This window comes from Virgibacillus salinus (assembly GCF_900102415.1).
Classification (GTDB): domain Bacteria; phylum Bacillota; class Bacilli; order Bacillales; family Amphibacillaceae; genus Lentibacillus; species Lentibacillus subterraneus.
Genome location: NZ_FNKD01000001.1, coordinates 65,378 through 86,340 on the forward strand (window position 1 = coordinate 65,378; position 20,963 = coordinate 86,340).

At 37.7% G+C, this 20,963-nt stretch carries 18 protein-coding genes, 1 tRNA gene and 1 other annotated feature; of the genes, 4 read left to right on the forward strand and 15 right to left on the reverse strand.

Features of this window, described 5'->3' with window-relative positions:
• Positions 1–64: 64 nt before the first annotated feature.
• The 3 genes from BLS02_RS00360 to BLS02_RS00370 all read left to right on the forward strand — a co-directional run bounded on the left by BLS02_RS00360 (position 65) and on the right by BLS02_RS00370 (position 1,910).
• The gene (locus tag BLS02_RS00360; RefSeq protein ID WP_092490985.1) at positions 65–712 is read left to right on the forward strand and encodes a deoxynucleoside kinase; all 648 of its coding nucleotides are present in this window, start codon (positions 65–67) and stop codon (positions 710–712) included.
• 14 nt (positions 713–726) lie between these two features.
• Positions 727–1,410, forward strand: coding sequence for a deoxynucleoside kinase (locus BLS02_RS00365; RefSeq protein WP_092490986.1), 684 nt, complete (start codon positions 727–729; stop codon positions 1,408–1,410).
• Positions 1,411–1,571: 161 nt separating this feature from the next.
• A complete protein-coding gene (locus tag BLS02_RS00370) occupies positions 1,572–1,910 on the forward strand; it encodes a hypothetical protein (RefSeq protein WP_092490987.1) in 339 nt (112 codons plus the stop codon).
• A 16-nt stretch (positions 1,911–1,926) separates the two neighbouring features.
• Here BLS02_RS00370 and proC read toward each other — a convergent pair whose 3' ends face one another.
• The 9 genes from proC to guaB form a co-directional block, all read right to left on the reverse strand.
• Entirely contained in the window at positions 1,927–2,742 is an 816-nt protein-coding gene (gene proC / locus BLS02_RS00375) for a pyrroline-5-carboxylate reductase (RefSeq protein ID WP_092490988.1), read from the reverse strand.
• A gap of 186 nt (positions 2,743–2,928) precedes the next feature.
• Positions 2,929–3,021: transfer RNA gene (locus BLS02_RS00380), tRNA-Ser, on the reverse strand.
• Positions 3,022–3,352: 331 nt separating this feature from the next.
• A complete protein-coding gene (locus BLS02_RS00385; protein ID WP_092490989.1) occupies positions 3,353–4,714 on the reverse strand; it encodes an ammonium transporter in 1,362 nt (453 codons plus the stop codon).
• Between the two features lie 18 nt (positions 4,715–4,732).
• Positions 4,733–5,074: a P-II family nitrogen regulator gene (locus BLS02_RS00390; protein ID WP_092490990.1), complete on the reverse strand. Its 342-nt coding sequence runs from the start codon at positions 5,072–5,074 to the stop codon at positions 4,733–4,735.
• Between the two features lie 192 nt (positions 5,075–5,266).
• Positions 5,267–6,541 (reverse strand): serine--tRNA ligase, encoded by a 1,275-nt coding sequence (gene serS / locus BLS02_RS00395; protein ID WP_092490991.1) that lies wholly within the window; start codon positions 6,539–6,541, stop codon positions 5,267–5,269.
• Positions 6,542–7,068: 527 nt separating this feature from the next.
• Positions 7,069–7,288: a binding site (T-box leader), on the reverse strand.
• A gap of 31 nt (positions 7,289–7,319) precedes the next feature.
• Positions 7,320–7,910 (reverse strand): pyridoxal 5'-phosphate synthase glutaminase subunit PdxT, encoded by a 591-nt coding sequence (gene pdxT, locus BLS02_RS00405; protein ID WP_092490993.1) that lies wholly within the window; start codon positions 7,908–7,910, stop codon positions 7,320–7,322.
• Between the two features lie 15 nt (positions 7,911–7,925).
• A complete protein-coding gene (gene pdxS / locus BLS02_RS00410) occupies positions 7,926–8,810 on the reverse strand; it encodes a pyridoxal 5'-phosphate synthase lyase subunit PdxS (protein WP_092490994.1) in 885 nt (294 codons plus the stop codon).
• Positions 8,811–8,868: 58 nt separating this feature from the next.
• Positions 8,869–10,206, reverse strand: a complete 1,338-nt coding sequence (locus BLS02_RS00415; protein ID WP_092490995.1) for a D-alanyl-D-alanine carboxypeptidase family protein — start codon at positions 10,204–10,206, stop codon at positions 8,869–8,871.
• Between the two features lie 236 nt (positions 10,207–10,442).
• Positions 10,443–11,915 carry an IMP dehydrogenase gene (guaB, locus tag BLS02_RS00420; RefSeq protein ID WP_092490996.1) on the reverse strand — a complete coding sequence of 491 codons (1,473 nt, stop codon included), beginning with the start codon at positions 11,913–11,915 and terminating at the stop codon, positions 10,443–10,445.
• 193 nt (positions 11,916–12,108) lie between these two features.
• Between guaB and BLS02_RS00425 the strand changes: the two genes are divergently transcribed.
• On the forward strand, positions 12,109–13,062 hold the full coding sequence (locus BLS02_RS00425) for a YaaC family protein (protein ID WP_092490997.1): 954 nt from the start codon (positions 12,109–12,111) through the stop codon (positions 13,060–13,062).
• On the opposite strand, the gene BLS02_RS00430 is transcribed toward BLS02_RS00425, so the two are convergent.
• From BLS02_RS00430 to yaaA, 6 genes are all read right to left on the reverse strand, one after another.
• Positions 13,059–14,156, reverse strand: a complete 1,098-nt coding sequence (locus BLS02_RS00430; protein WP_092490998.1) for an HD-GYP domain-containing protein — start codon at positions 14,154–14,156, stop codon at positions 13,059–13,061. The two genes, BLS02_RS00425 and BLS02_RS00430, sit on opposite strands and share 4 nt — an antisense overlap.
• A gap of 98 nt (positions 14,157–14,254) precedes the next feature.
• Entirely contained in the window at positions 14,255–16,762 is a 2,508-nt protein-coding gene (gene gyrA / locus BLS02_RS00435) for a DNA gyrase subunit A (RefSeq protein WP_092490999.1), read from the reverse strand.
• Positions 16,763–17,351: 589 nt separating this feature from the next.
• Positions 17,352–19,259: a DNA topoisomerase (ATP-hydrolyzing) subunit B gene (gene gyrB / locus BLS02_RS00440; protein WP_439144708.1), complete on the reverse strand. Its 1,908-nt coding sequence runs from the start codon at positions 19,257–19,259 to the stop codon at positions 17,352–17,354.
• A gap of 63 nt (positions 19,260–19,322) precedes the next feature.
• On the reverse strand, positions 19,323–19,601 hold the full coding sequence (gene remB / locus BLS02_RS00445) for an extracellular matrix regulator RemB (protein ID WP_092491001.1): 279 nt from the start codon (positions 19,599–19,601) through the stop codon (positions 19,323–19,325).
• A gap of 15 nt (positions 19,602–19,616) precedes the next feature.
• Positions 19,617–20,729 (reverse strand): DNA replication/repair protein RecF, encoded by a 1,113-nt coding sequence (recF, locus tag BLS02_RS00450; protein WP_092491002.1) that lies wholly within the window; start codon positions 20,727–20,729, stop codon positions 19,617–19,619.
• 15 nt (positions 20,730–20,744) lie between these two features.
• Positions 20,745–20,963 (reverse strand): S4 domain-containing protein YaaA, encoded by a 219-nt coding sequence (gene yaaA, locus BLS02_RS00455; RefSeq protein WP_092491003.1) that lies wholly within the window; start codon positions 20,961–20,963, stop codon positions 20,745–20,747.

Genomic DNA, 20,963 nt, shown 5'->3' on the forward strand with positions numbered 1-20,963 from the left:
CTTTTTATTATGCTAAAATAAGAAATATATGTCGAATATTGTTATGTTGATTGGAGGGAAAGTTATGGCAGAGGTTCCGTTCATTGCAATAGAGGGGCCAATTGGAATTGGAAAGACATCACTTGCAAAAAAGCTTTCTGTCCATTTTGATTTTCATTTATTAAAGGAAATTGTTGAAGAAAATCCGTTTCTCGGTAAATTTTATGACGATATTGATGAGTGGAGCTTTCAGACGGAAATGTTTTTTCTATGCAATCGATTCAAGCAATTGGAAGATATCGAAAAAAAATACTTAAATCAAAATAAGGCAGTTATTGCCGATTATCATATATCCAAAAACATGATTTTTGCCAAACGAACGTTGCAACCAGATAAATTTGAAAAATATGAACAGATTTATCACATTCTAACGAAGGATATGCCTGTTCCGAATATGATGATTTATTTACACGCAAGTCTTGATACAATTTTAAAACGAATTCGCTTGCGTGGGAGAGATATTGAGCAGAATATTAAACCTTCATACCTTGCGCAGCTAGCACAGGACTATGAGGACTATATGAACGAATTCGAAGTGCTTCATCCGGAAATTCCCGTCATTCGGATAAATGGTGATGAGACTGATTTTGTAAAGCAGCAGGATGATTTAAATATGATTATTAGACAGGTGGAAAACCAGCTAGATAACCATAAAGTTACTTCCAAACGATAAAGGGGATCAAAGCAATGAATTTACGAGATAAATACCAAATACCGCATGATAGCATCATTACAATTGCCGGTACAGTAGGAGTGGGAAAATCAACAATGACTAAGGCGTTAGCGAATGCCTTAAAATTTAAAACTTCACTTGAAAAAGTTGAGACTAACCCATACTTAGGAAAGTTTTATGATGATTTTGAACGCTGGAGCTTCCATCTGCAAATATACTTTTTAGCTGAACGTTTTAAGGAGCAAAAGAAAATATTTGAATATGGCGGTGGCTTTATCCAAGATCGTTCCATTTATGAAGATACTGGTATTTTTGCGAAAATGCATTACGATAATGGAACAATGTCAAAGACTGATTATGAAACATACACAAATCTCTTTGAAGCAATGGTTATGACCCCATATTTCCCGCACCCTGACCTTTTGATTTATCTGGAAGGAACTTTTGATGAAGTCGTGGAGCGAATTCAATCACGAGGTCGAGAGATGGAAAAAAATACACCAATTTCCTATTGGGAAGAAATGTATAATCGCTATGAAAACTGGATTAATAACTTTAATTCTTGCCCAATATTACGAATAAACATTTCAGATTATGACTTAATCGAACAAGAAGGGTCAATCGAACCAATTTTAGAAAAGATTGGTCACTTTATCCAACAATCACGGAAATGGAAAACGAGAGAACTAATAAAATAATTTTAAAATAAGGTGTTCCAGAAATGGAGCGCCTTTTTCTTTGGTTAATTTTGTTTTAATAAGATTATTTTTTGTTAAACAGTGACATGAATCACCGATTTTATAAGGTAATTTATATATAGTAGAAGATGGACGAGAATTAAATAGAAGGGATGAATTAAATGGCTAACATACGTATGGAAAATGAAAAAGACTTAGTTGTTGAGGCAGATTTATCCGATCTGCAAACGTTTGTCGATGAATCTGTAAACAACTTTGACATATACAGGGAAGAGATTGCAGTTATTTATGAGAAGATGCCTAGATTTGATTATAAATACTTCTGCTTTTATGCCTATTCAACATATCGATTGCTAGAGGCAGCGATGGAGTTTGATACAAGTGAAGTTGGACATATTCGAGTAGTTGCACCTGATGAGTTTTTCTATGCATTTTATGGAATGATTGCAACACTGCATACACAAGCATTAACAGATGAAAAAAAGGAACTTGGCGCATAAGCCAAGTTCCTTTCAATTATATCTTATCCCCTAATTCAATTGAGCGTTCACGTGCGCTTTTCACACATTCTATAACAGCCTCCTGGAAGTCATTAAAAGCTAACGCTTCAAGACCTGATTGAGTGGTTCCTCCTGGGCTTGTTATATTTTCCCTTAATTCTCCGGCTGTCTGTCCGGAGTGTTTAAGCATTTCTCCAGCCCCAACAACAGTTTGGGTAATTAAATCTTTGGCAACCTCTTTATCCAAGCCAGCATCGACAGCTGCCTTTTCCATTGCTTCTACAAAGTAATAAATATATGCAGGGCCACTTCCGGAAATACCTGTTACTGTATGCATATCCGCTTCATTCACAACGGTTACAGTGCCAATTGTATTAAATAATTCAATAACTGCATTGATATGTTCTTCGGTCGCGTGTTTCCCTTTTGAGACAGCAGTTGCTGATGCTCCAATTGCTACCGATGTATTTGGCATTGCCCGTATAACCGGTACTTCTTTGCCAAATAAATTAGAAATATCGTCCGACGAAACACCAGCTACAACAGATACAATTAATTGATTAGGCTGAATATGTTCCTTAATTGACTCAATAGCTGCTTCCATATCATGAGGCTTCATTGATAACATAACTATATCAGCGTCGGTGATTACCTCTTGTTTATCCTTAATCACTTGTATTTGATAGCTTTCTTGAAGTTTATCCAAACGTTCCTGATTATTTCTATTCGTTACAAAAATTTGTTCCTTCGTTAAAAAGTCTTTATTCAAAATACCTGCAATAATTGATTCAGCCATTGATCCAGCGCCCATAAAAGAAACTTTCTTCAGCATTTCTTCTTACCTCCTATTTAGTTAAAAACCGTTCTATCATTGAAATGATTTCCGTATCATCATATTAATAATAATTACTGTATTAATAATATGTACTATATTTAAAACATTACCACATAAATAAAACCGCTACACTAGTAACGGTTCATGTTATTATCTCTAAATTTATTAGCTTTTTAAATTAAATGGAGGAGGTAGAGGGATTCGAACCCCCGCGCGGTTTGACCCGCCTGTTGGTTTTCAAGACCAATCCCTTCAGCCAGACTTGGGTATACCTCCATGCGACAAAATATAATATATCATGCATGAAATACGTTGTCAAACGGAATTTACAATTTTTAATCTGTTATTAGAAAACTTGGCATTCGGCGTGCCTTTTGGCGAATTGCCTTAGTTGCACTTATGCAGTAAGAAAGTAGCTATACTTTTATCTGCTTAGAAAACTTGGCATTCGCCAAGCCTTAATGGCGAGTGCCTTAGTTGCACTTATGCAGTAAGACAGTATTTATACTTTCTTAACTGCCTAAAAATAGCCATGGTAAATCCCTGGATTTACCATGGCTCCTGGAGAACTTTATAATATTAAAACAAAGATAGCTTAAAAACATATTTATCCTTTTTCTTCTGCGCTGGATAAATTGTTTAAACGATCAGCAAAGGCAAGTTTACCAGTAATGGGTTCAGAATCATCTGTTAAAATAACTTCTTTTAATTCATAAGCATTTGAACCGTGTTCCGCAAAATCAAGGCCAGCAATTTCCTCTTCTTCAGAAACTCGAATAGAAGAGAAGCGTGTAACGATATACAAGAATGTTCCCATTGCTCCCATTGTCCATGCTACTACAGCAAGTACTCCTATCAGTTGGATCATTAATTGAGAGATGCCACCACCATAGAAGAGACCATTTGAAGTAGAGAATAATCCTACTGCAAGCGTTCCCCAAATACCACAAATTCCATGAACAGTAATTGCACCAACTGGATCGTCAATCCTTAATTTGGTATCTAGTAAACGAATTCCTTCAACTAGAACTAAACCTGAAATCACACCGACTAACACGGAACCCCCAAGAGATATTTCAGCACAACCAGCTGTAATCCCTACTAGTCCAGCCAATACGCCATTAAGTGATAAGGAAGCATCTACTCTTTTAAAACGAAGCTTCGTATAAAGAGCTGATGATACTAATGCCGCTGATGTTGATAAAAGAGTTGTACCAATTACCATTGGTACAAGTTGTGGGTCCGCAGCCAATGTACTTCCTCCATTAAACCCAAACCATCCTAACCATAGAATAAATATCCCAAGCGCTCCAATCGGAACGTTATGTCCTGGTATCACATTAACCTTCTTGCCTGTATATTTTCCAAGTCTGGGTCCTAAAAATAAAACAGCTGTAAGTGCCCCAACAGCACCTGTTAAGTGAACTACTGTAGAGCCGGCAAAATCACTAAATCCTAAAGTCGTTAGCCATCCATCTCCTTGCCAAATCCAGTGCCCAACTATCGGGTAAATCACCGCTGTCATGGCGACAACAATAAATACATAACTGCTTAGTTTCATTCGCTCAGCAACTGCACCAGAAATTATTGTGGCACAAGTCGCAACGAACATTGCCTGGAAGACGAAAAAACTGATATCTTCTACACCATTTAATAGAAATCCGTCAATCCCAATAATTTTCCCCAATGAGGTACCAAACATTAATGCGTACCCTAAAATATAAAACAGTATTGCAGCAACACTGATTGTAATAAAGTTTTTCATTAAAATATTCAATGAATTTTTAGCTCTTGTGAACCCCGTCTCAACCATCGCAAATCCTGCATGCATAAAGAATACCAAAAACGCAGCTACCATTACCCAAACAAGATTAACGGATAACTGCAGGGATTCCGAAGTTGGCGCAGCATAAGCTGTTGAAGATATCGAAAGAAAAATAATAAATAAAAGTATACTTTTTTTGAACATGTATTTACCTCCTAAATATTAGATAACTGCATTTTCTCCACGTTCGCCTGTTCGAATTCGAATCGTTTGTTCAATTGGTGAGATAAATATTTTGCCGTCACCAATGTCCCCTGTACTGCAACTTTCAATAATCAAATCAATTATTTCATCTACTTGATGTTCATCAGCTACTATTTCCACCTTAACTTTTGGTAATAACTGTACTTGGAAAGTAGTCCCGCGAAAAACTCCAGTTTGCCCTTTTTGTTTTCCAGTCCCAGCAGCCTCCGTTACAGTTAAACCTCCTATCCCAATAGAAAATAGTCTATCACGAAGTGTTTGAAACTTTCCCGGGCGAATAATCGCTTCTATCTTTTTCATATGTTAACCTCCTATTCATTTAATGTTAAGTTTATTAACATTAAAAGTTATGTTAATTATCATAAGTTATAATATTTAAAAAATCAAGGGCATTTATAAAATTATTTTGAAAATTTAAACGAAAACGTTTGCAAAAAATTGCATAAAAAAAGAACTTGGAAAAACGTCCAAGCTCTCGGTAACTTATCTTTTTTATTTAATTACTTCTTTTCCGCCCATATATGGACGCAGTACTTCTGGCACTGCAACAGAGCCATCTTCCTGTTGACAATTTTCTAAGATGGCCGCTACAGTACGACCTAGTGCCAGGCCTGATCCATTTAATGTATGAACAAATTCAGGTTTTCCTTTCTCTTCACGACGGAAGCGAATTCCTGCACGTCTTGCCTGGAAATCTTCAAAATTAGAGCAAGAAGAAATTTCCCGATATGTGTCCTGACTTGGAATCCATACTTCTATATCATATTTCTTAGCAGCGGTAAAACCTAAATCACCTGTACACATGCTCATAACTCGGTATGGAAGGTTTAACAACTGAAGCACTTTTTCCGCATTTCCTGTTAACGTCTCTAATGTCTCATAGGAATCTTCCGGTTTTGCAAAATGAACAAGTTCAACTTTATTGAACTGATGCTGACGAATTAAACCACGCGTATCTCTTCCAGCAGATCCAGCCTCAGAACGGAAACATGCACTAAACGCTACATATTTTTTAGGCAAATCATCATTCATTAAAATATCATCACGATAATAGTTTGTTACAGGAACTTCAGCTGTCGGCACAAGAAAGTAGTCCCAATCAGCAATTTTAAACGCATCTTCTTCAAACTTTGGAAGCTGGCCTGTTCCAGTCATACTTGTTCGATTAACCATATATGGTGGCAGCATTTCCTCATAGCCATGCTCATCAGCATGCAAATCCATCATGAAATTTAACAATGCACGCTCAAGCCTTGCACCAAGCCCTTTATAAAATACAAAGCGACTTCCGGTTACCTTTGCAGCACGTTCAAAATCAAGAATATCAAGGTCGGTTGCTACATCCCAATGTGGTTTTGCCTCAAAATCAAATGTTGGCTTTTCTCCCCATTTCCGTGCCTCTATATTATCCTCTTCATCTTCACCAATAGGAACACTCTCATGTGGGATATTTGGAATAGATAACATCATATAATTTAATTTTTCCTCTATATCTTTTAATTCTTTATCGAGCGTAGAAATTTGCTCGCCAACCTCACGCATTTCTTTAATCGCAGGTTCTGCATCCTTCTTCTCCTTTTTCAAGACAGAAATCTGTTTAGACGCTTCATTACGCTTGGCTTTCATCGTTTCAGTTTCAGCGATTAACTTCCTGCGTCTTTCATCCAGTTCACCAAACTTATCCAGTTCTGATAAATCTTCACCACGATGGGCCAACTTTTCTTTCACTTCCTGAAAATTATTACGCAAAAATTTCATATCAAGCATGTTAAATCCTCCTTGTTATAGTTATTGTCTGATACCAGCTTGTTTTTTTAAAACTAAAGGCTGTTTTCTAACAGTTTGTTGCTATTGATATAAACTACGACACAGTAAAAACTTTTTCATGCTGCTTTCCCTTTTTTTAATGATGGCTGAGTGCTTCGATTCGTTACGGCAGAATACTTCGCTTTCATCGCTCCGGGTACCAATGTGACATCTGCTTAAGCTAGCGCTTTTACAATGTCTTACTAGTCATGGACACGGCCTCAGCCTTCTCAGGTAGGATAAAATGAGCAAATCCCAGCGTAGGAAATACACGAAGACTCCTGCGGGAGGAAAGGCATCGGCCAGACCCCGGAGTGCGCAGCACGAGGAGGCTCGCCAGCCGCCCGTGGAAAGCGAAGTGTATTTCCGAAGCGGTGTCATAGAACTCAGCTATTTTTCCATGTTACATCGCAGTTTATTTCAACTACTTGCTAAGATTCGCAATTTTATAGAACATAGCCTAAATAAAAAACTCCCGTCCCTAATATAATAGGGACGAGAGTATTATTCCCGCGATGCCACCCTTGTTGAAGAGATAAAATCTCTTCCGGCTCAAATAAAATAACGGTTTTTAACCGGGTTTACCTACTTAAAAATTCAGTAAACCAGTTTGAGGATGGATTCACAAGACGTCTCATATCGGTTCTCACCTGCCACCGACTCTCTGAAATAAGAGCTCCTGTTACTAATTCCTCTCATTACTGATTACATATTATGATATATCATAGCCAACTTCAGACTAAGATGCAAGTGTTTTTTTAGATTGTTCCACCATTTGGGCAAAATATTCAATAAAACGATTATCATCCGTTAATTCAGGATGAAATGCTGTACATAAATAATGTCCCTGTTTAGCCGCAACAGCTCGTTCCTGATAGGTTGCAAGAACTTCTACTTCAGTTCCTGCTTCTAAGATATATGGTGCACGGATAAATACTGCATTAAAATCATCGCCTACATGTGTAACCTTTAAATCAGCTTCAAAGCTTGCTACTTGTCTGCCAAATGCATTGCGTGCAACCTTCATATTCATTAACCCTAAGTGGCTATCACCCTGACCTTCAATTTCATTTGCCATCAAAATAAGACCTGCACATGTGCCGAATACTGGCTTGCCTTGTTTCCCAAATGCTTGAATAGCATCGAAAAAGTCATAGCTGTTAATTAGCCTGCGCATTGTAGTACTTTCTCCTCCAGGAAGAATTAAGCCATCAATAGCTTCAAGCTGTTCTTTACGTTTTATTTCAACTGCTTTTGCACCTGTTGCCTCGATAGAACGAATATGTTCACGAACAGCACCTTGTAATGCCAGCACACCGATTGTATTCATGTGTATTCCTTCTTTCTATTCACTGCGATCTTGCATACGATCGTGCGCTTCCAATGTACCCATTTCAATACCTTTCATTGCGTTACCTAAGCCTTTGGAAAGCTCACCAATCAACTTGTAATCTGTATAGTGTGTTGTTGCTTCAACAATTGCTTTTGCGAACTTCTCAGGATTGTTTGATTTGAAAATTCCAGAACCAACAAATACACCATCTGCACCTAACTGCATCATTAACGCTGCATCAGCCGGTGTTGCAATACCACCTGCTGCAAAGTTTACAACTGGTAAACGACCTTCTTCTTTAATCTCTAATAATATATTGTACGGTGCACCGATTTCTTTTGCGAAAGTCATCACTTCGTCTTCAGACATTGCCGTTAACATTCTGATTTCAGACTGTACCTGACGCATGTGACGGACTGCTTCAACAATATTCCCTGTACCAGGCTCACCTTTTGTACGTAACATTGAAGCACCTTCACCAATTCGGCGTGCAGCTTCACCCAAATTACGGCATCCACAGACAAATGGTACAGTGTAGTCTGATTTTTTTAAATGAAATACATCATCTGCTGGTGTTAAAACTTCACTCTCATCAATATAGTCAACGCCCATTGCCTCAAGTACACGAGCTTCAACGATATGTCCAATTCTTCCTTTTGCCATAACTGGGATAGAAACGGCATTCATCACTTCTTCTGTAATTTCAGGACTTGCCATACGAGCTACGCCACCAGCTGCGCGGATATCTGATGGTACACGTTCAAGCGCCATTACAGCTACAGCTCCAGCTTGTTCTGCAATTTTTGCTTGTTCTGCGTTTACGACATCCATGATGACGCCACCTTTTTGCATTTCTGCCATACCACGTTTTACACGTTCTGTACCTGTATTTGTCATATTAATTCCTCCTGTTTTGCAAAACTCTCTACCAAGACTATTTTACTACTTATTTGTCTTAGAACCAACCTTTAACGGTATCGACGATTGTACTAAACAAGCCTGTAAAAAAGTCACCAATTGCACCGAGGGTAAGCATAAACCAATTATCTTTTTCAATAGCGTCCTGTGCTACAAGATCAACTGTATTCTTACTGCTCTCATCTGAAATATAGCCATAATTTACTTCGCCATTGAAGACAAGTTCAGCAGTACCTATTTTTTCATCTTTTTTAATTGGTGCGGTTAACTCACCATCTTTATTTAATTTATCTTTATCCAAATGGTATTCAATACTGTAATTTTCTGCCTGATCGCCTTTAACCGGTACCTCAAATGAATCGTTTGTTGCAATTTGGACAGTATCTTCTTTCCCTTTTGCAACAGGGAGTGTTGATTTATCTTCCAATTGATATCCTTTAGCGAATAGTTCTTTCTGATCAAAATTGTTAAATCCATAGTTCAACAATTTTGCTGTTTGTTCAAAACGTGCTGCTTCACTTTCTGTTTTCATAACAACAGAAATTAAACGATTGTTATCAACCTGTGCTGTACCTGTGAAGCAGTAACCAGCAAGATCAGTATGACCTGTTTTTAGCCCATCCACACCTTCATAATGGAATTGCTGAAGGTAAGTTGCTTCATGGGGAAGCATCCAGTTTAAGTTTTCCACTGTGTATCCTTCAAACTCGCTCTCAATTTGACTAGAAATATCTAATGATTCCGGATAATCATTTACCAAATTATATGCAAGTATTGCTGCTGATTTTGCTGACAGCAAGTTTGTATCGCTCGGACTTGTTCCCTTAGGTACATTTTCCCCTAGTGAAGAATTTGGAAGCCCCGTTGAATTGACGAATTTATAATCAGGAAGTCCCATTTCTTTTGCTTTGTCATTCATCATTTTGACAAAGTCACCTTCAGAACCTGCAATCAGCTCTGCCAAGGCAATTGTTGTTCCATTGTCTGAAAAGACGGCCATTGCATTATATAATTCTTCTACCGTATAGGGTTTATCCTGTGTCAGACCAATTCCCGAAAAGGATGAATCTGCTGATATACTATAAGCATAATTACTAATTTGTGTTGTCGTACCCCACTCAATTTCACCATTCTCAATGGCATCATGGACAAGATACTCCGTCATCATTTTAGTCATACTAGCTGGAGGTAATGCGATGTCAGGGTTTTTCGAAAACAATATCTTCCCAGTCTCCGAATCAACTAAAATAGCTGACTCTGCTTGTAATTCTAACGTTTCTGCTGCTTTTGCAGAAAGTGGTTGTCCGATTATTGTAGTCACCATTACGATAGCAATAAGTAAAAATGACATACCTTTTGTTAATTTATGTTTCACTTTATTCTCTACCTCCACCCAAAAATGATATATATTTAACACTCTATTAGAAAACTTGGCATTCGCCAAGCTTTAAGGCGAGTGCCTTAGTTGCACTTATGTAGCTAAGAAAGTATTAACTACTAAAAATTTAGATTTACCTTTGATATTTTACCATAAATAAGGCCAAAAAAATAGACAGAGAAAAGTCCCTATCTATTTCAATTTTAATAGGAAATCCTTACTATTTTAATTCATTAAACCGAATAATTTGGTGCTTCTTTTGTGATTTGCACATCATGTGGATGACTCTCTCTCAAACCTGCATTGGTAATACGGATAAAACGAGAATCATTGCGCAATGAATCAATCGAATCCGTTCCACAATATCCCATTCCTGCACGTAATCCACCAGCTAACTGATGAATTGTATCGGCAAGGGGCCCTTTATAAGCAATTCTTCCTTCAATGCCTTCCGGTACAAGTTTTTTAGCATCTTCTTCTGCACCTTGGAAATAGCGATCCTTCGAGCCTGCTTTCATCGCACTTACTGATCCCATTCCGCGGTAAACTTTATATTGTCTCCCTTGGAAGATTTCAGTTTCACCAGGACTTTCTAGTACACCGGCAAACAAACTGCCAAGCATAACTGCACTTGCACCAGATGCCAGTGCTTTTACGATATCACCAGAATACTTAATTCCACCATCAGCAATAACGGAAACACCATATTTATCGGCTGCTGTTGCACAATCATGTACGGCTGTAATTTGTGGTACACCTACACCAGCAACTACTCTAGTTGTGCAAATTGACCCTGGTCCTATTCCAACTTTAATAATAGTTGCACCAGCTTCAATCAATTCAACAGTCGCATCTGCTGTCGCAACGTTTCCAGCAATGATATCCAAATCAGGGTATGTTTCTCGTACAAGGCGAACTTGCTCTAATACTCCAGCTGAATGGCCATGTGCTGTGTCGATAACAATTACATCAACACCAGCATCCACAAGTTTTTCAATTCGTTTTAACGAATCCCCTGTAACACCTACAGCCGCACCTACAAGTAATCTGCCTTGTTCATCTTTTGCTGAATTTGGAAATTCAATTACTTTTTCAATATCTTTAATGGTAATTAGCCCTTTAAGCATATTTGTTTCGTCGACAAGTGGAAGTTTTTCAATTTTATGTTTCTGAAGAAGCTTTTCTGCTTCGTTCAATGTTGTCCCAACAGGGGCGGTTACCAGGTTTTCACTTGTCATAACTTCTTTGATAGAGATGGAGTAATCCTGTATAAACCGTAAATCTCGATTTGTTAAAATACCTACTAAAATCTGTTCATCTATGTTATTTACGATTGGAACGCCCGATATACGGAACTTACCCATCAGATGTTCAGCATCATATACCTGATGCTCTGGTGTCAGAGAAAATGGATTGGTTATAACACCACTTTCGGAACGTTTTACGCGATCCACCTGTTCTGCTTGATCTTCAATTGACATGTTCTTATGGATGACACCAAGTCCACCTTGACGTGCCATTGCAATAGCCATTCCTGATTCCGTAACGGTATCCATACCAGCACTAATGAATGGTGACTTAAGTTTCATTTTATTCGATAACGCTGTACTAACATCCACATCTTTTGGCAATACCTCTGATTTAGCAGGCAATAATAAAACATCATCAAACGTTAATCCTTCTTTGGTAAACTTGTCTTCACGCATAAATTTTCTCCTCCTATCCAAATTATTGAACATCCTCATAAAGTGACTAAATTCCATTCTATTGGTCAAACTATACTAGCAATTCTATTGTTATTTACAATACGTCAACTCTTGCGCTTTTTCAACAAGAGAATAGGTTGATGAAAATAGAAAGTAGATTCAAAATATTTTAACATTAGAAAGGGATATATTTATGAAAGATAGAGATCTTTTTACATACCTCCAATCGCAGCAAACAGCACAAACCTTTTTATATGATTGTTATCAAAAATTGGATGGGGTTGATGCAGCAACGAAGAGCTATGAAAACTGTAATTCGTTCATGTATTACTTAGATCATGGAATTCAATTTTACGAAAATGGTAAAAATCTAGATATCCTTTTCCAGCCTATTATGTTTTTCTATGGAATGGTACATTTAATTAAAGCTAATTTACTAACAATCCGCCCACATTACCCAGAGTCAACAACAATCCTTGCACACGGAGTTTCAAGTCGAAAACGCAAGAAAAAGAACTATTCATTTATGGATGATGAGGTTAAAACCCAGCAAAATGGATTATTTCCTTATTTTTCTAAGCATTTGTTTTCCATAAGTCAATCACCTTTTGAAAAATTTAAAATGGAAGATCTATTAGGGGTAATCCCTGAAATTTCTCCACTATTCACGTTTCATAATCAAAAGAAAATGGTTGTTGTTGGAGAAGTTGGAAAGAAAGAATTGCACTTTCCAAATGAATTATTGGATAACTATCATTTAACAGCAAAATCGTTCACCCAACGAATAAAATCTTACTTACCAGAAATTGAACAGACAAAAATCAATAAAAACTCCTTCTGTATAAAATTATCAGTACCATTTCATAAATCCACCGGCCCATTTTTGACTCATATAAAGAATAATTTAATTTATTTTCCACTTTACCGGAGAATGTATTTACCGAGTTCGGAAGTGAGTGTTCATTATCTGCTTTTATACAATTTAAGCATGTTGTGTCGATATGAATCAGAATGGTGGGGAGATCTCTTGTCAGCTAAATCCGACATTGATTTTCCATTCATTTCACACTTTTTAAGTAATACAGCAGAAAAAATACCATTACTACTAGAAGAAAAATTATTAGAGAGAACTAGCCTTGATAACTAGTTCCCAATGATTTCACTTATAAATAGAGAAGTTTTATTTTTTAATGTAACAATTTCATTTGTTTCCTCGACTCTTACCATTGGCCTGGTAGGGTACCTTTCTTCAACAAAAACTATTTCGCCTAATTGATTCGTCGATAGCCTCACCTTTGTTCCAATTGAAAAATTGGCTAGGCTATTAATAAATGTCTGCACTACTTGATGGTCAAGTTTTGAGAACTGATCACTCTGCAACTTTTCAATAACGTTAAAAGGGGACTGCTTATCTTTATATAAGCGCTCACAAGTCATTGCATGGTACGTATCACATACTGCAATTATTCTTGCATAGATGTGAATATTATCTTTTGATAAACCAATTGGATAACCTGACCCGTCCATTCGTTCATGATGTTGTAACACTGCTAATTTTACTTCTTTCGTAATAGTAGGGATTTTTTCAACATAGCGATATGAATAGGTTGGGTGCTTCTTTATTTCCTGGTAGTCAGAGTAGGTTAGTGAACCAGTTTTCGTAACAATGGCATCATCAAGTCGAGCCATCCCGCAGTCACTTAATGCCCCCGCCAATCCGATCTGCAGCCATTCTCCTTTTTCAAACCCCATTTTTCTCGCCAGATAAGCCGAGAGAATTCCAACAGCTACACTATGATGAAAAATATAATCCTCTTTAGTAGCGTAGTGATGTAAAGTGTATACTGCTCTACTAATATCGTCAATTCGTTCTAAAAGCCGAATTAGTATTTTACGAACTTCAGGCATATCAATAGCTAGGTTACTTTGCCATTTTGTAAATAGCTTTTTATAATCATCTACAGCATTTTTATAATGATCTTCAAAGGATTCCAAGTTCTGTTTCTTACTAGAGTGTTCCTTTTTCTTTACTTCTTCTTTCTCTACAAACCTAGGTTTAAACACTTCTCCTTCTGCAAGCGTTGCAGATACATCGACAGTCTCAACTAAAAACTTTTGCAGCAGGGTGATATGCTCCTCGGTTAAAACAGTGTGCTGTGGAATAATTGGTCTGTTAGACTTTCCTATAACATTGTTTAACAATACACAGCCTGGAACTAGTTGTGATGGTTCCACACGCATTAGTTTCCCCCCTTTATGTAATACAAAAGGTGACTCCAGAGAATGATTGACTATTTCCCTTGTAGAGTCACCTGCAAAATTACATCATCATCCTGTTGTTATTCTTCCTGATCGAGATTATCATTTGTACTTTCTTCTAATGATTCTGTTTCTTCTTCATCTATTTCTTCTTCTTCCTCTTCACGTTCAATTTTAGCAACTGTAGCAACTTCTTCTTCTTCCTGTAAACGAATCAAACGAACGCCTCGTGTATTACGGCCTGTTTGTGAGATGCTTTCTACAGGAATACGAATGAGAACACCTGCTACTGTAATTAGCATAATATCTTCGTCTCCAGTTACAGCTTTTACTGCAACAACATGATTCGTGTCATCAAGTTTACACGTGAAGATACCTTTACCACCACGCTTAGTGATTCGGTACTGGTCTTCAGGGGTGCGTTTTCCGACACCTTTGTTTGTCACATGCATTACTTGTACGCCTTCATCGAGAATTTCCATGGATATTACCTCATCATCACCTCGTAAGGAAATACCACGAACCCCTGCTGCTGTCCTTCCCATTGAACGTACTTGATCCTCAGGAAAGCGAATCAGATAGCCATTTCTTGTACCAATCATAATATCTTTTGTACCGTCAGTTAATCGCACGGAAATTAATTCATCTTCTTCTCGAAGTCCTACAGCAATCAGTCCACCTTTACGGATATTGGCAAAATTCGAGAGTTCCGTACGTTTTGAGATTCCGTGCCTTGTCGTAAAGAACAGGTACCAGTCACTGCTGAATTCATTGACCGAAATAACAGCGTTAATCCACTCATCCTTCTCAATTTGCAGTAGGTTTATAATCGGAATACCTTTTGCGGTACGACTAAATTCAGGAACTTCATATCCTTTAGATCGGTACACTTTCCCTTTGTTTGTAAAGAACAGCACCGTATCATGTGTTGAAGTAGATACCAAATGTTCAACAAAATCGTCTTCATTCGTTCCCATTCCCTGAATACCTCGACCACCACGTTTTTGTGTGCGATAAGTAGATGCAGGAAGACGTTTAATATAACCCTGATGTGTAAGTGTTATAACAATATTTTCTTCTGGAATTAAGTCTTCGTCTTCGAAAAAGTCCGCTCCGCCAATAATAATCTCTGTACGGCGCTGGTCATTGAATTTTTCTTTAATTTCACTAAGTTCTTCTCTGATTATTTCTAAAACTTTCTCTTCATCTGCCAAAATAGCCTTTAATTCATTTATTAGCTGAATAAGCTCACTATACTCATTTTCTATTTTTTCACGTTCCAGCCCAGTTAAGCGCTGCAGACGCATGTCCAGAATAGCTTGCGATTGTTTTTCTGTTAATCCGAAACGCTCGATTAATTCCTCACGTGCGATATCCGCAGTTTTTGAATTACGAATTAACGAAATAACTTCATCCAGATGGTCCAACGCAATACGAAGACCTTCCAGGATATGCGCGCGTGCTTCAGCCTTACGTAATTCAAAGGCTGTCCGACGCTTAATAATTACCTTTTGGTGCTCTAAATAGTGTTCCAGACATTGTTTAATGTTTAACACTTTCGGCTGTCCGTCAACAAGTGCAAGCGTATTTATACCAAAAGTGGTCTGCAATGCCGTGTATTTGTATAAGTTATTTAATACAACATTTGCATTCACATCACGACGTAACTCCATAACTACGCGTAATCCATTACGGTCTGATTCGTCACGTAAATCGGTAATACCATCAATCCGCTTATCGCGAACAAGTTCGGCAATCTTCTCAATTAGTTTCGCTTTATTTACCTGATATGGTAATTCAGTTGCGATAATTTTAGGTTTACCATTTGACTGTTCTTCGATATGTACTTTGGCACGAATTAAGACGGAACCTTTTCCTGTTTCAAATGCTTTACGAATTCCACTTCGTCCAAGGATTTGACCGGCTGTAGGAAAGTCTGGGCCATAAATATGATTTTCCATTAATTCATCAATTGTAATCTCTGGGTCTTCACTAACGGCTAAAACAGCATCAATTGTTTCCCCAAGATTGTGTGGTGGAATATTAGTTGCCATCCCAACTGCAATACCTGAAGTCCCGTTAACAAGCAAATTTGGAAAACGTGCCGGAAATACTACCGGTTCACGTTCTGTTCCATCATAGTTATCCGCATAATCAATTGTATCTTTATTAATATCGCGTAAAAGTTCCATCGATATTTTAGACATTCTTGCTTCTGTATAACGCATTGCTGCTGCTGAATCCCCATCTACAGATCCAAAGTTACCATGACCATCTACTAGCATGTTGCGATAGCTGAAATCCTGAGCCATACGAACCATTGCCTCATATACAGCAGAATCACCATGGGGATGATACTTACCAATTACTTCGCCGACAATACGTGCCGATTTTTTGTAAGCTTTATCAGAGTGCATACCCAGATCATTCATTGCGTACAATATTCTACGATGAACAGGCTTCATTCCATCACGTACATCTGGTAATGCGCGTGATACGATGACACTCATTGCATAATCAAGAAACGACGTACGCATCTCCTGGCCAATATTAATTTCTTGAACGTTTGGACGTTGTTGATCCACCATTAAATTACCTCCAAATCTTTAGAAAACTTGGCTTATCGCCAAGCCTTAATATAGATAAGCCTTAGTTGCACTTATGCAGTAAGAAAGTATTTATACTTTCTTAACTGCTAAAACAAAGTGCTGACGCCTTACTTACGACTTGCACTAAACAGATATCATCAAATTTTCTTATCTCATTAGTGAACTTGGCTTATCGCCAAGCACTAATGGCGTATGCTTAATTGCACTTATGCTTTTTTCTTAAAGCTATTTTTTAAAGAGACTGTCGTTTTTGACAGAAAAACCTCTATACTCCGATACGCGTGGGACCTCAGCTGTAAACATTGGTCACAGAACGTGACCGTGTTGCGGTTGCCAAACATCCACATAATGTCGCTTCGGAAATTCACTACGCTTTCCGCGGGATCGCGCTGAGCCTCCTCGCTCGCAAGGGGCGCTCACTGTGGGGTCTCACCGTCTTCGCTGTCCCGCAGGAGTCTTCGTGTATTTCCTTCGCTATCGTGGCGTTTGGTTGTAACGGAAGACAGTTGACTCCTGTGAATCACTGGTTAAAGGTTTAGAGAAACAAAATTCATAAAAACAGCCTTACTTAAACATCCAGATTCTGAACATATTGAGCATTTTCCTCGATGAAGTTTCTGCGTGGTTCTACTTTATCACCCATTAGCATATCGAAAACCTGGTCAGCATCTATTGCATCAGTTAAATCAACTTGAAGCAATGTCCGTGTATCTGGATCCATTGTTGTTTCCCATAGCTGTGTTGCATTCATCTCACCAAGACCTTTGTAACGCTGCAGTCCCGGTTTAGGGGATTTAGGGATTTCTGCCATAATCCGATCTAATTCCTTATCGTTATACGCATAATGAGCTGCCTTACCTTGTTGAACTTTATACAATGGCGGTTGAGCAATATAAATATAGCCATGTTCAATCAACGGACGCATATAACGATAGAAAAAGGTTAAAAGTAATGTACGAATATGAGCGCCATCAACGTCAGCATCTGTCATAATAACAATTTTGTGGTAACGTGCTTTTGTTATATCGAAGTCCTCTGCAATTCCGCTGCCAAGTGCAGTGATCATTGAACGAACCTCGTTATTGGAAAGAATTTTATCCAAGCGCGCTTTTTCAACGTTTAAGATTTTACCACGTAATGGCAGAATAGCTTGGAAATGACGGTCACGTCCCTGTTTTGCTGAACCACCGGCAGAGTCACCCTCAACTATATATAATTCACTAATTTTGGCGTCTTTTGAAGAACAATCAGCTAGTTTACCAGGAAGATTTGAGATTTCAAGTGCACTTTTACGTCGCGTAAGTTCACGGGCCTTTTTTGCTGCCATTCTGGCACGTGATGCCATTAATCCTTTTTCAACCACTATTTTGGCAACATCAGGATTTTCAAAAAGGAATTTAGAAAATGTTTCACTAAATGCTGCGTCCGTTACAGTTCTGACTAAACTATTTCCCAGCTTTGTTTTGGTCTGTCCTTCAAACTGCGGATCAGGGTGCTTTATCGAAATGATTGCAGTCATCCCTTCACGTACATCATCACCTGTCAGATTTGGATCATTTTCTTTAAACATATTGTTTTTACGTGCATAATCGTTAATCACACGTGTTAATCCTGTTTTAAATCCTGACTCATGTGTACCGCCCTCAATTGTGTGGATATTGTTTGCATAGGAATAAATATTACTTGCAAATCCATCGTTATATTGAATGGCAACTTCAACAGCTATTCCCTGCTCTTCACTTTCAGCATAAAATGGTTCATGTAAAACTTCACGAGTACGGTTAATATATTCTACATATGATTTGATACCACCCTCGTAAAAATAATTAACAGGTTCTTCATCTGTTCGTTTATCTTCAAGTGTGATTGCTAATCCTTTATTTAGAAAGGCAAGTTCACGTACACGTTGTTCTAGTTTTTCAAATTCATATGTTATCGTTTCCGTAAAAATTTCCGGATCTGGCTTAAAATGAGTGACTGTTCCCGTAATATCTGTTTCGCCAACTACAGTAATCTCACCTTGTGGTACACCTTTTTCAAAACCTAAAAAATAAACCTTGCCATCGAGATGAACATAGACCTCCAAGTTACTTGAGAGAGCATTAACAACAGAGGCACCAACACCATGTAATCCACCAGAAACCTTATAACCGCCACCGCCAAATTTACCACCGGCGTGAAGAACAGTCATAATAACTTCAAGTGCTGGTTTCCCGGTTTTTTTCTGAATACCAACAGGGATACCACGTCCATTATCTTTTACCGTGATACTATTATCCTTTTCTATTATTACCTGAATGTGATCACAATGGCCTGCCAACGCCTCATCAATACTATTATCTACAATTTCCCAAACTAGATGATGAAGACCTCTTTCACTAGTTGACCCAATATACATGCCAGGTCTTTTTCGTACTGCTTCCAATCCTTCAAGTACTTGTATCTGATCTGCACCATATGCTTCTTCGTTTCTCATTTTTTCGTCTGACATCTTTTCACCTACGTTTCTTTAGAGGTTAAACATTTTGAATTATTGCTTTTACTCAAGCTCGTCTGAAAAATCATCCAGTTTACTAATTGTCGAGATCATACTGGCTCGTTTTTTTAAAGTTGAAACCGATAATGTACTAAAATAAATTTCCTCGTTGGTTATGACAACTGACTTCGCCTCATCAGTTGGACCTAAAACCTTTTCTTGACTTTTTACATGATTCATCATCTCTTCCATGATGATTGAAGATGTTACGACATTTCGATCAATTATCGAAATAACGTCTTTTGATTGGATAACATTGTCATTCCCAATATGTATAAACATCGTATCCCTCCACAGTTATGTATCTACAGCCCCATTATTTACGTGAAACAATTCTGCTTCTCTTAAAGTTTCATGATTTATACCATCTACACTAGTGGTGGATACAAAGGTTTGAACCTTCCCTTGAATTGTATTTAGTAAATGGGATTGTCTATGATCATCAAGTTCACTTAACACATCATCAAGTAGCAAAATTGGGTATTCACCAACCTCATTATAGATTAATTCTATCTCAGCAAGTTTCACAGACAATGCTGTTGTTCTTTGCTGTCCCTGTGAACCAAATGTCTGAACATCTTTATTGTTTACATGAAACACTAAGTCATCTCGATGTGGCCCAATTAAAGTTGTTCCACGTTCAATTTCTTTTTCTTGAATCTCGTGAAATTTATTTGTATATATAGAATCTATTTTCTCCTTATTTGCCGCTTCTGATACTTCAATTGTCGAGGTGTACTTGATTTCAAGTTTTTCCAATTCTCGACTTATTCCATAATGAATAGGACTAGCCCACTTTCGGAGTAATTCCAAAAAAATAAATCTGCGTTCTAAAAGGGTTGCAGCATGTTCAATAAGTTGTTCTGTTAATACGTTCAACATGGTTCGATCTTGTTTTTCCTTGCGTTGCATTTGTTTTAATAAATGATTTCGCTGTTTCAGGATTTTTTGGTATTGTCCTAAATGATAAATATACCTCGGCTGAATCTGCCCAAGCTCCATATCAATAAAACGTCTTCTAATTTGCGGAGGTCCTTTTACTAACGTTAAATCCTCTGGTGCAAACATTACGACATTCAAGGCACCAATGTAATCACTTAACCTTTTTTGTTCAATTCGATTTAACTTTGCCTTTTTACCTTTTGTCGATAGAATAATTTCAAGTGGAAACGACTGTTTTCGTTTGGTAACCCTACCTTCTATTCTAGCATATTCCTGCTCCCATTGGATAAGTTCTTTTTCCCTAGGAGTTCGATGTGACTTTGTAAACGCAAGAACGTAAATAGCTTCCATCAGATTCGTTTTCCCTTGGGCATTTTCACCAATAATAACATTAATTTTATCATCAAAAGAAATATCCAACTGGTCATAGTTTCGGTAATTTTTTAATTGTAACTGTTCAATATGCATGGAAATTCCTCACGATTAGTCTTTAGTAACAATGTAAGATCCAATACTTTCTATCTCTACCACATCATCTGGATAAAGTTTTCTGCCCCTGCGATGATCCAATTCGCCGTTAACCAATGCGCCTTGGTCCTGTAAAAATGCCTTAACCATACCACCTGACTCCAAAATATTTATCAATTTTATAAACTGGCCCAGTGTAATATAGTCCGTATTTATTTCAATTTTTTCGTGCAT

What these genes read in the sequence shown, in the direction of transcription:
- BLS02_RS00360 (WP_092490985.1), top strand. Translation starts at nt 65, where the DNA reads ATGGCAGAGGTTCCGTTCATTGCAATAGAGGGGCCAATTGGAATTGGA.
- BLS02_RS00365 (WP_092490986.1), top strand. Translation starts at nt 727, where the DNA reads ATGAATTTACGAGATAAATACCAAATACCGCATGATAGCATCATTACA.
- BLS02_RS00370 (WP_092490987.1), top strand. Translation starts at nt 1,572, where the DNA reads ATGGCTAACATACGTATGGAAAATGAAAAAGACTTAGTTGTTGAGGCA.
- proC (WP_092490988.1), bottom strand. Translation starts at nt 2,742, where the DNA reads ATGCTGAAGAAAGTTTCTTTTATGGGCGCTGGATCAATGGCTGAATCA.
- BLS02_RS00385 (WP_092490989.1), bottom strand. Translation starts at nt 4,714, where the DNA reads ATGTTCAAAAAAAGTATACTTTTATTTATTATTTTTCTTTCGATATCT.
- BLS02_RS00390 (WP_092490990.1), bottom strand. Translation starts at nt 5,074, where the DNA reads ATGAAAAAGATAGAAGCGATTATTCGCCCGGGAAAGTTTCAAACACTT.
- serS (WP_092490991.1), bottom strand. Translation starts at nt 6,541, where the DNA reads ATGCTTGATATGAAATTTTTGCGTAATAATTTTCAGGAAGTGAAAGAA.
- pdxT (WP_092490993.1), bottom strand. Translation starts at nt 7,910, where the DNA reads ATGAATACAATCGGTGTGCTGGCATTACAAGGTGCTGTTCGTGAACAT.
- pdxS (WP_092490994.1), bottom strand. Translation starts at nt 8,810, where the DNA reads ATGACAAATACAGGTACAGAACGTGTAAAACGTGGTATGGCAGAAATG.
- guaB (WP_092490996.1), bottom strand. Translation starts at nt 11,915, where the DNA reads ATGCGTGAAGACAAGTTTACCAAAGAAGGATTAACGTTTGATGATGTT.
- BLS02_RS00425 (WP_092490997.1), top strand. Translation starts at nt 12,109, where the DNA reads ATGAAAGATAGAGATCTTTTTACATACCTCCAATCGCAGCAAACAGCA.
- BLS02_RS00430 (WP_092490998.1), bottom strand. Translation starts at nt 14,156, where the DNA reads ATGCGTGTGGAACCATCACAACTAGTTCCAGGCTGTGTATTGTTAAAC.
- gyrA (WP_092490999.1), bottom strand. Translation starts at nt 16,762, where the DNA reads ATGGTGGATCAACAACGTCCAAACGTTCAAGAAATTAATATTGGCCAG.
- gyrB (WP_439144708.1), bottom strand. Translation starts at nt 19,259, where the DNA reads ATGAGAAACGAAGAAGCATATGGTGCAGATCAGATACAAGTACTTGAA.
- remB (WP_092491001.1), bottom strand. Translation starts at nt 19,601, where the DNA reads ATGTTTATACATATTGGGAATGACAATGTTATCCAATCAAAAGACGTT.
- recF (WP_092491002.1), bottom strand. Translation starts at nt 20,729, where the DNA reads ATGCATATTGAACAGTTACAATTAAAAAATTACCGAAACTATGACCAG.
- yaaA (WP_092491003.1), bottom strand. Translation starts at nt 20,963, where the DNA reads ATGCACGAAAAAATTGAAATAAATACGGACTATATTACACTGGGCCAG.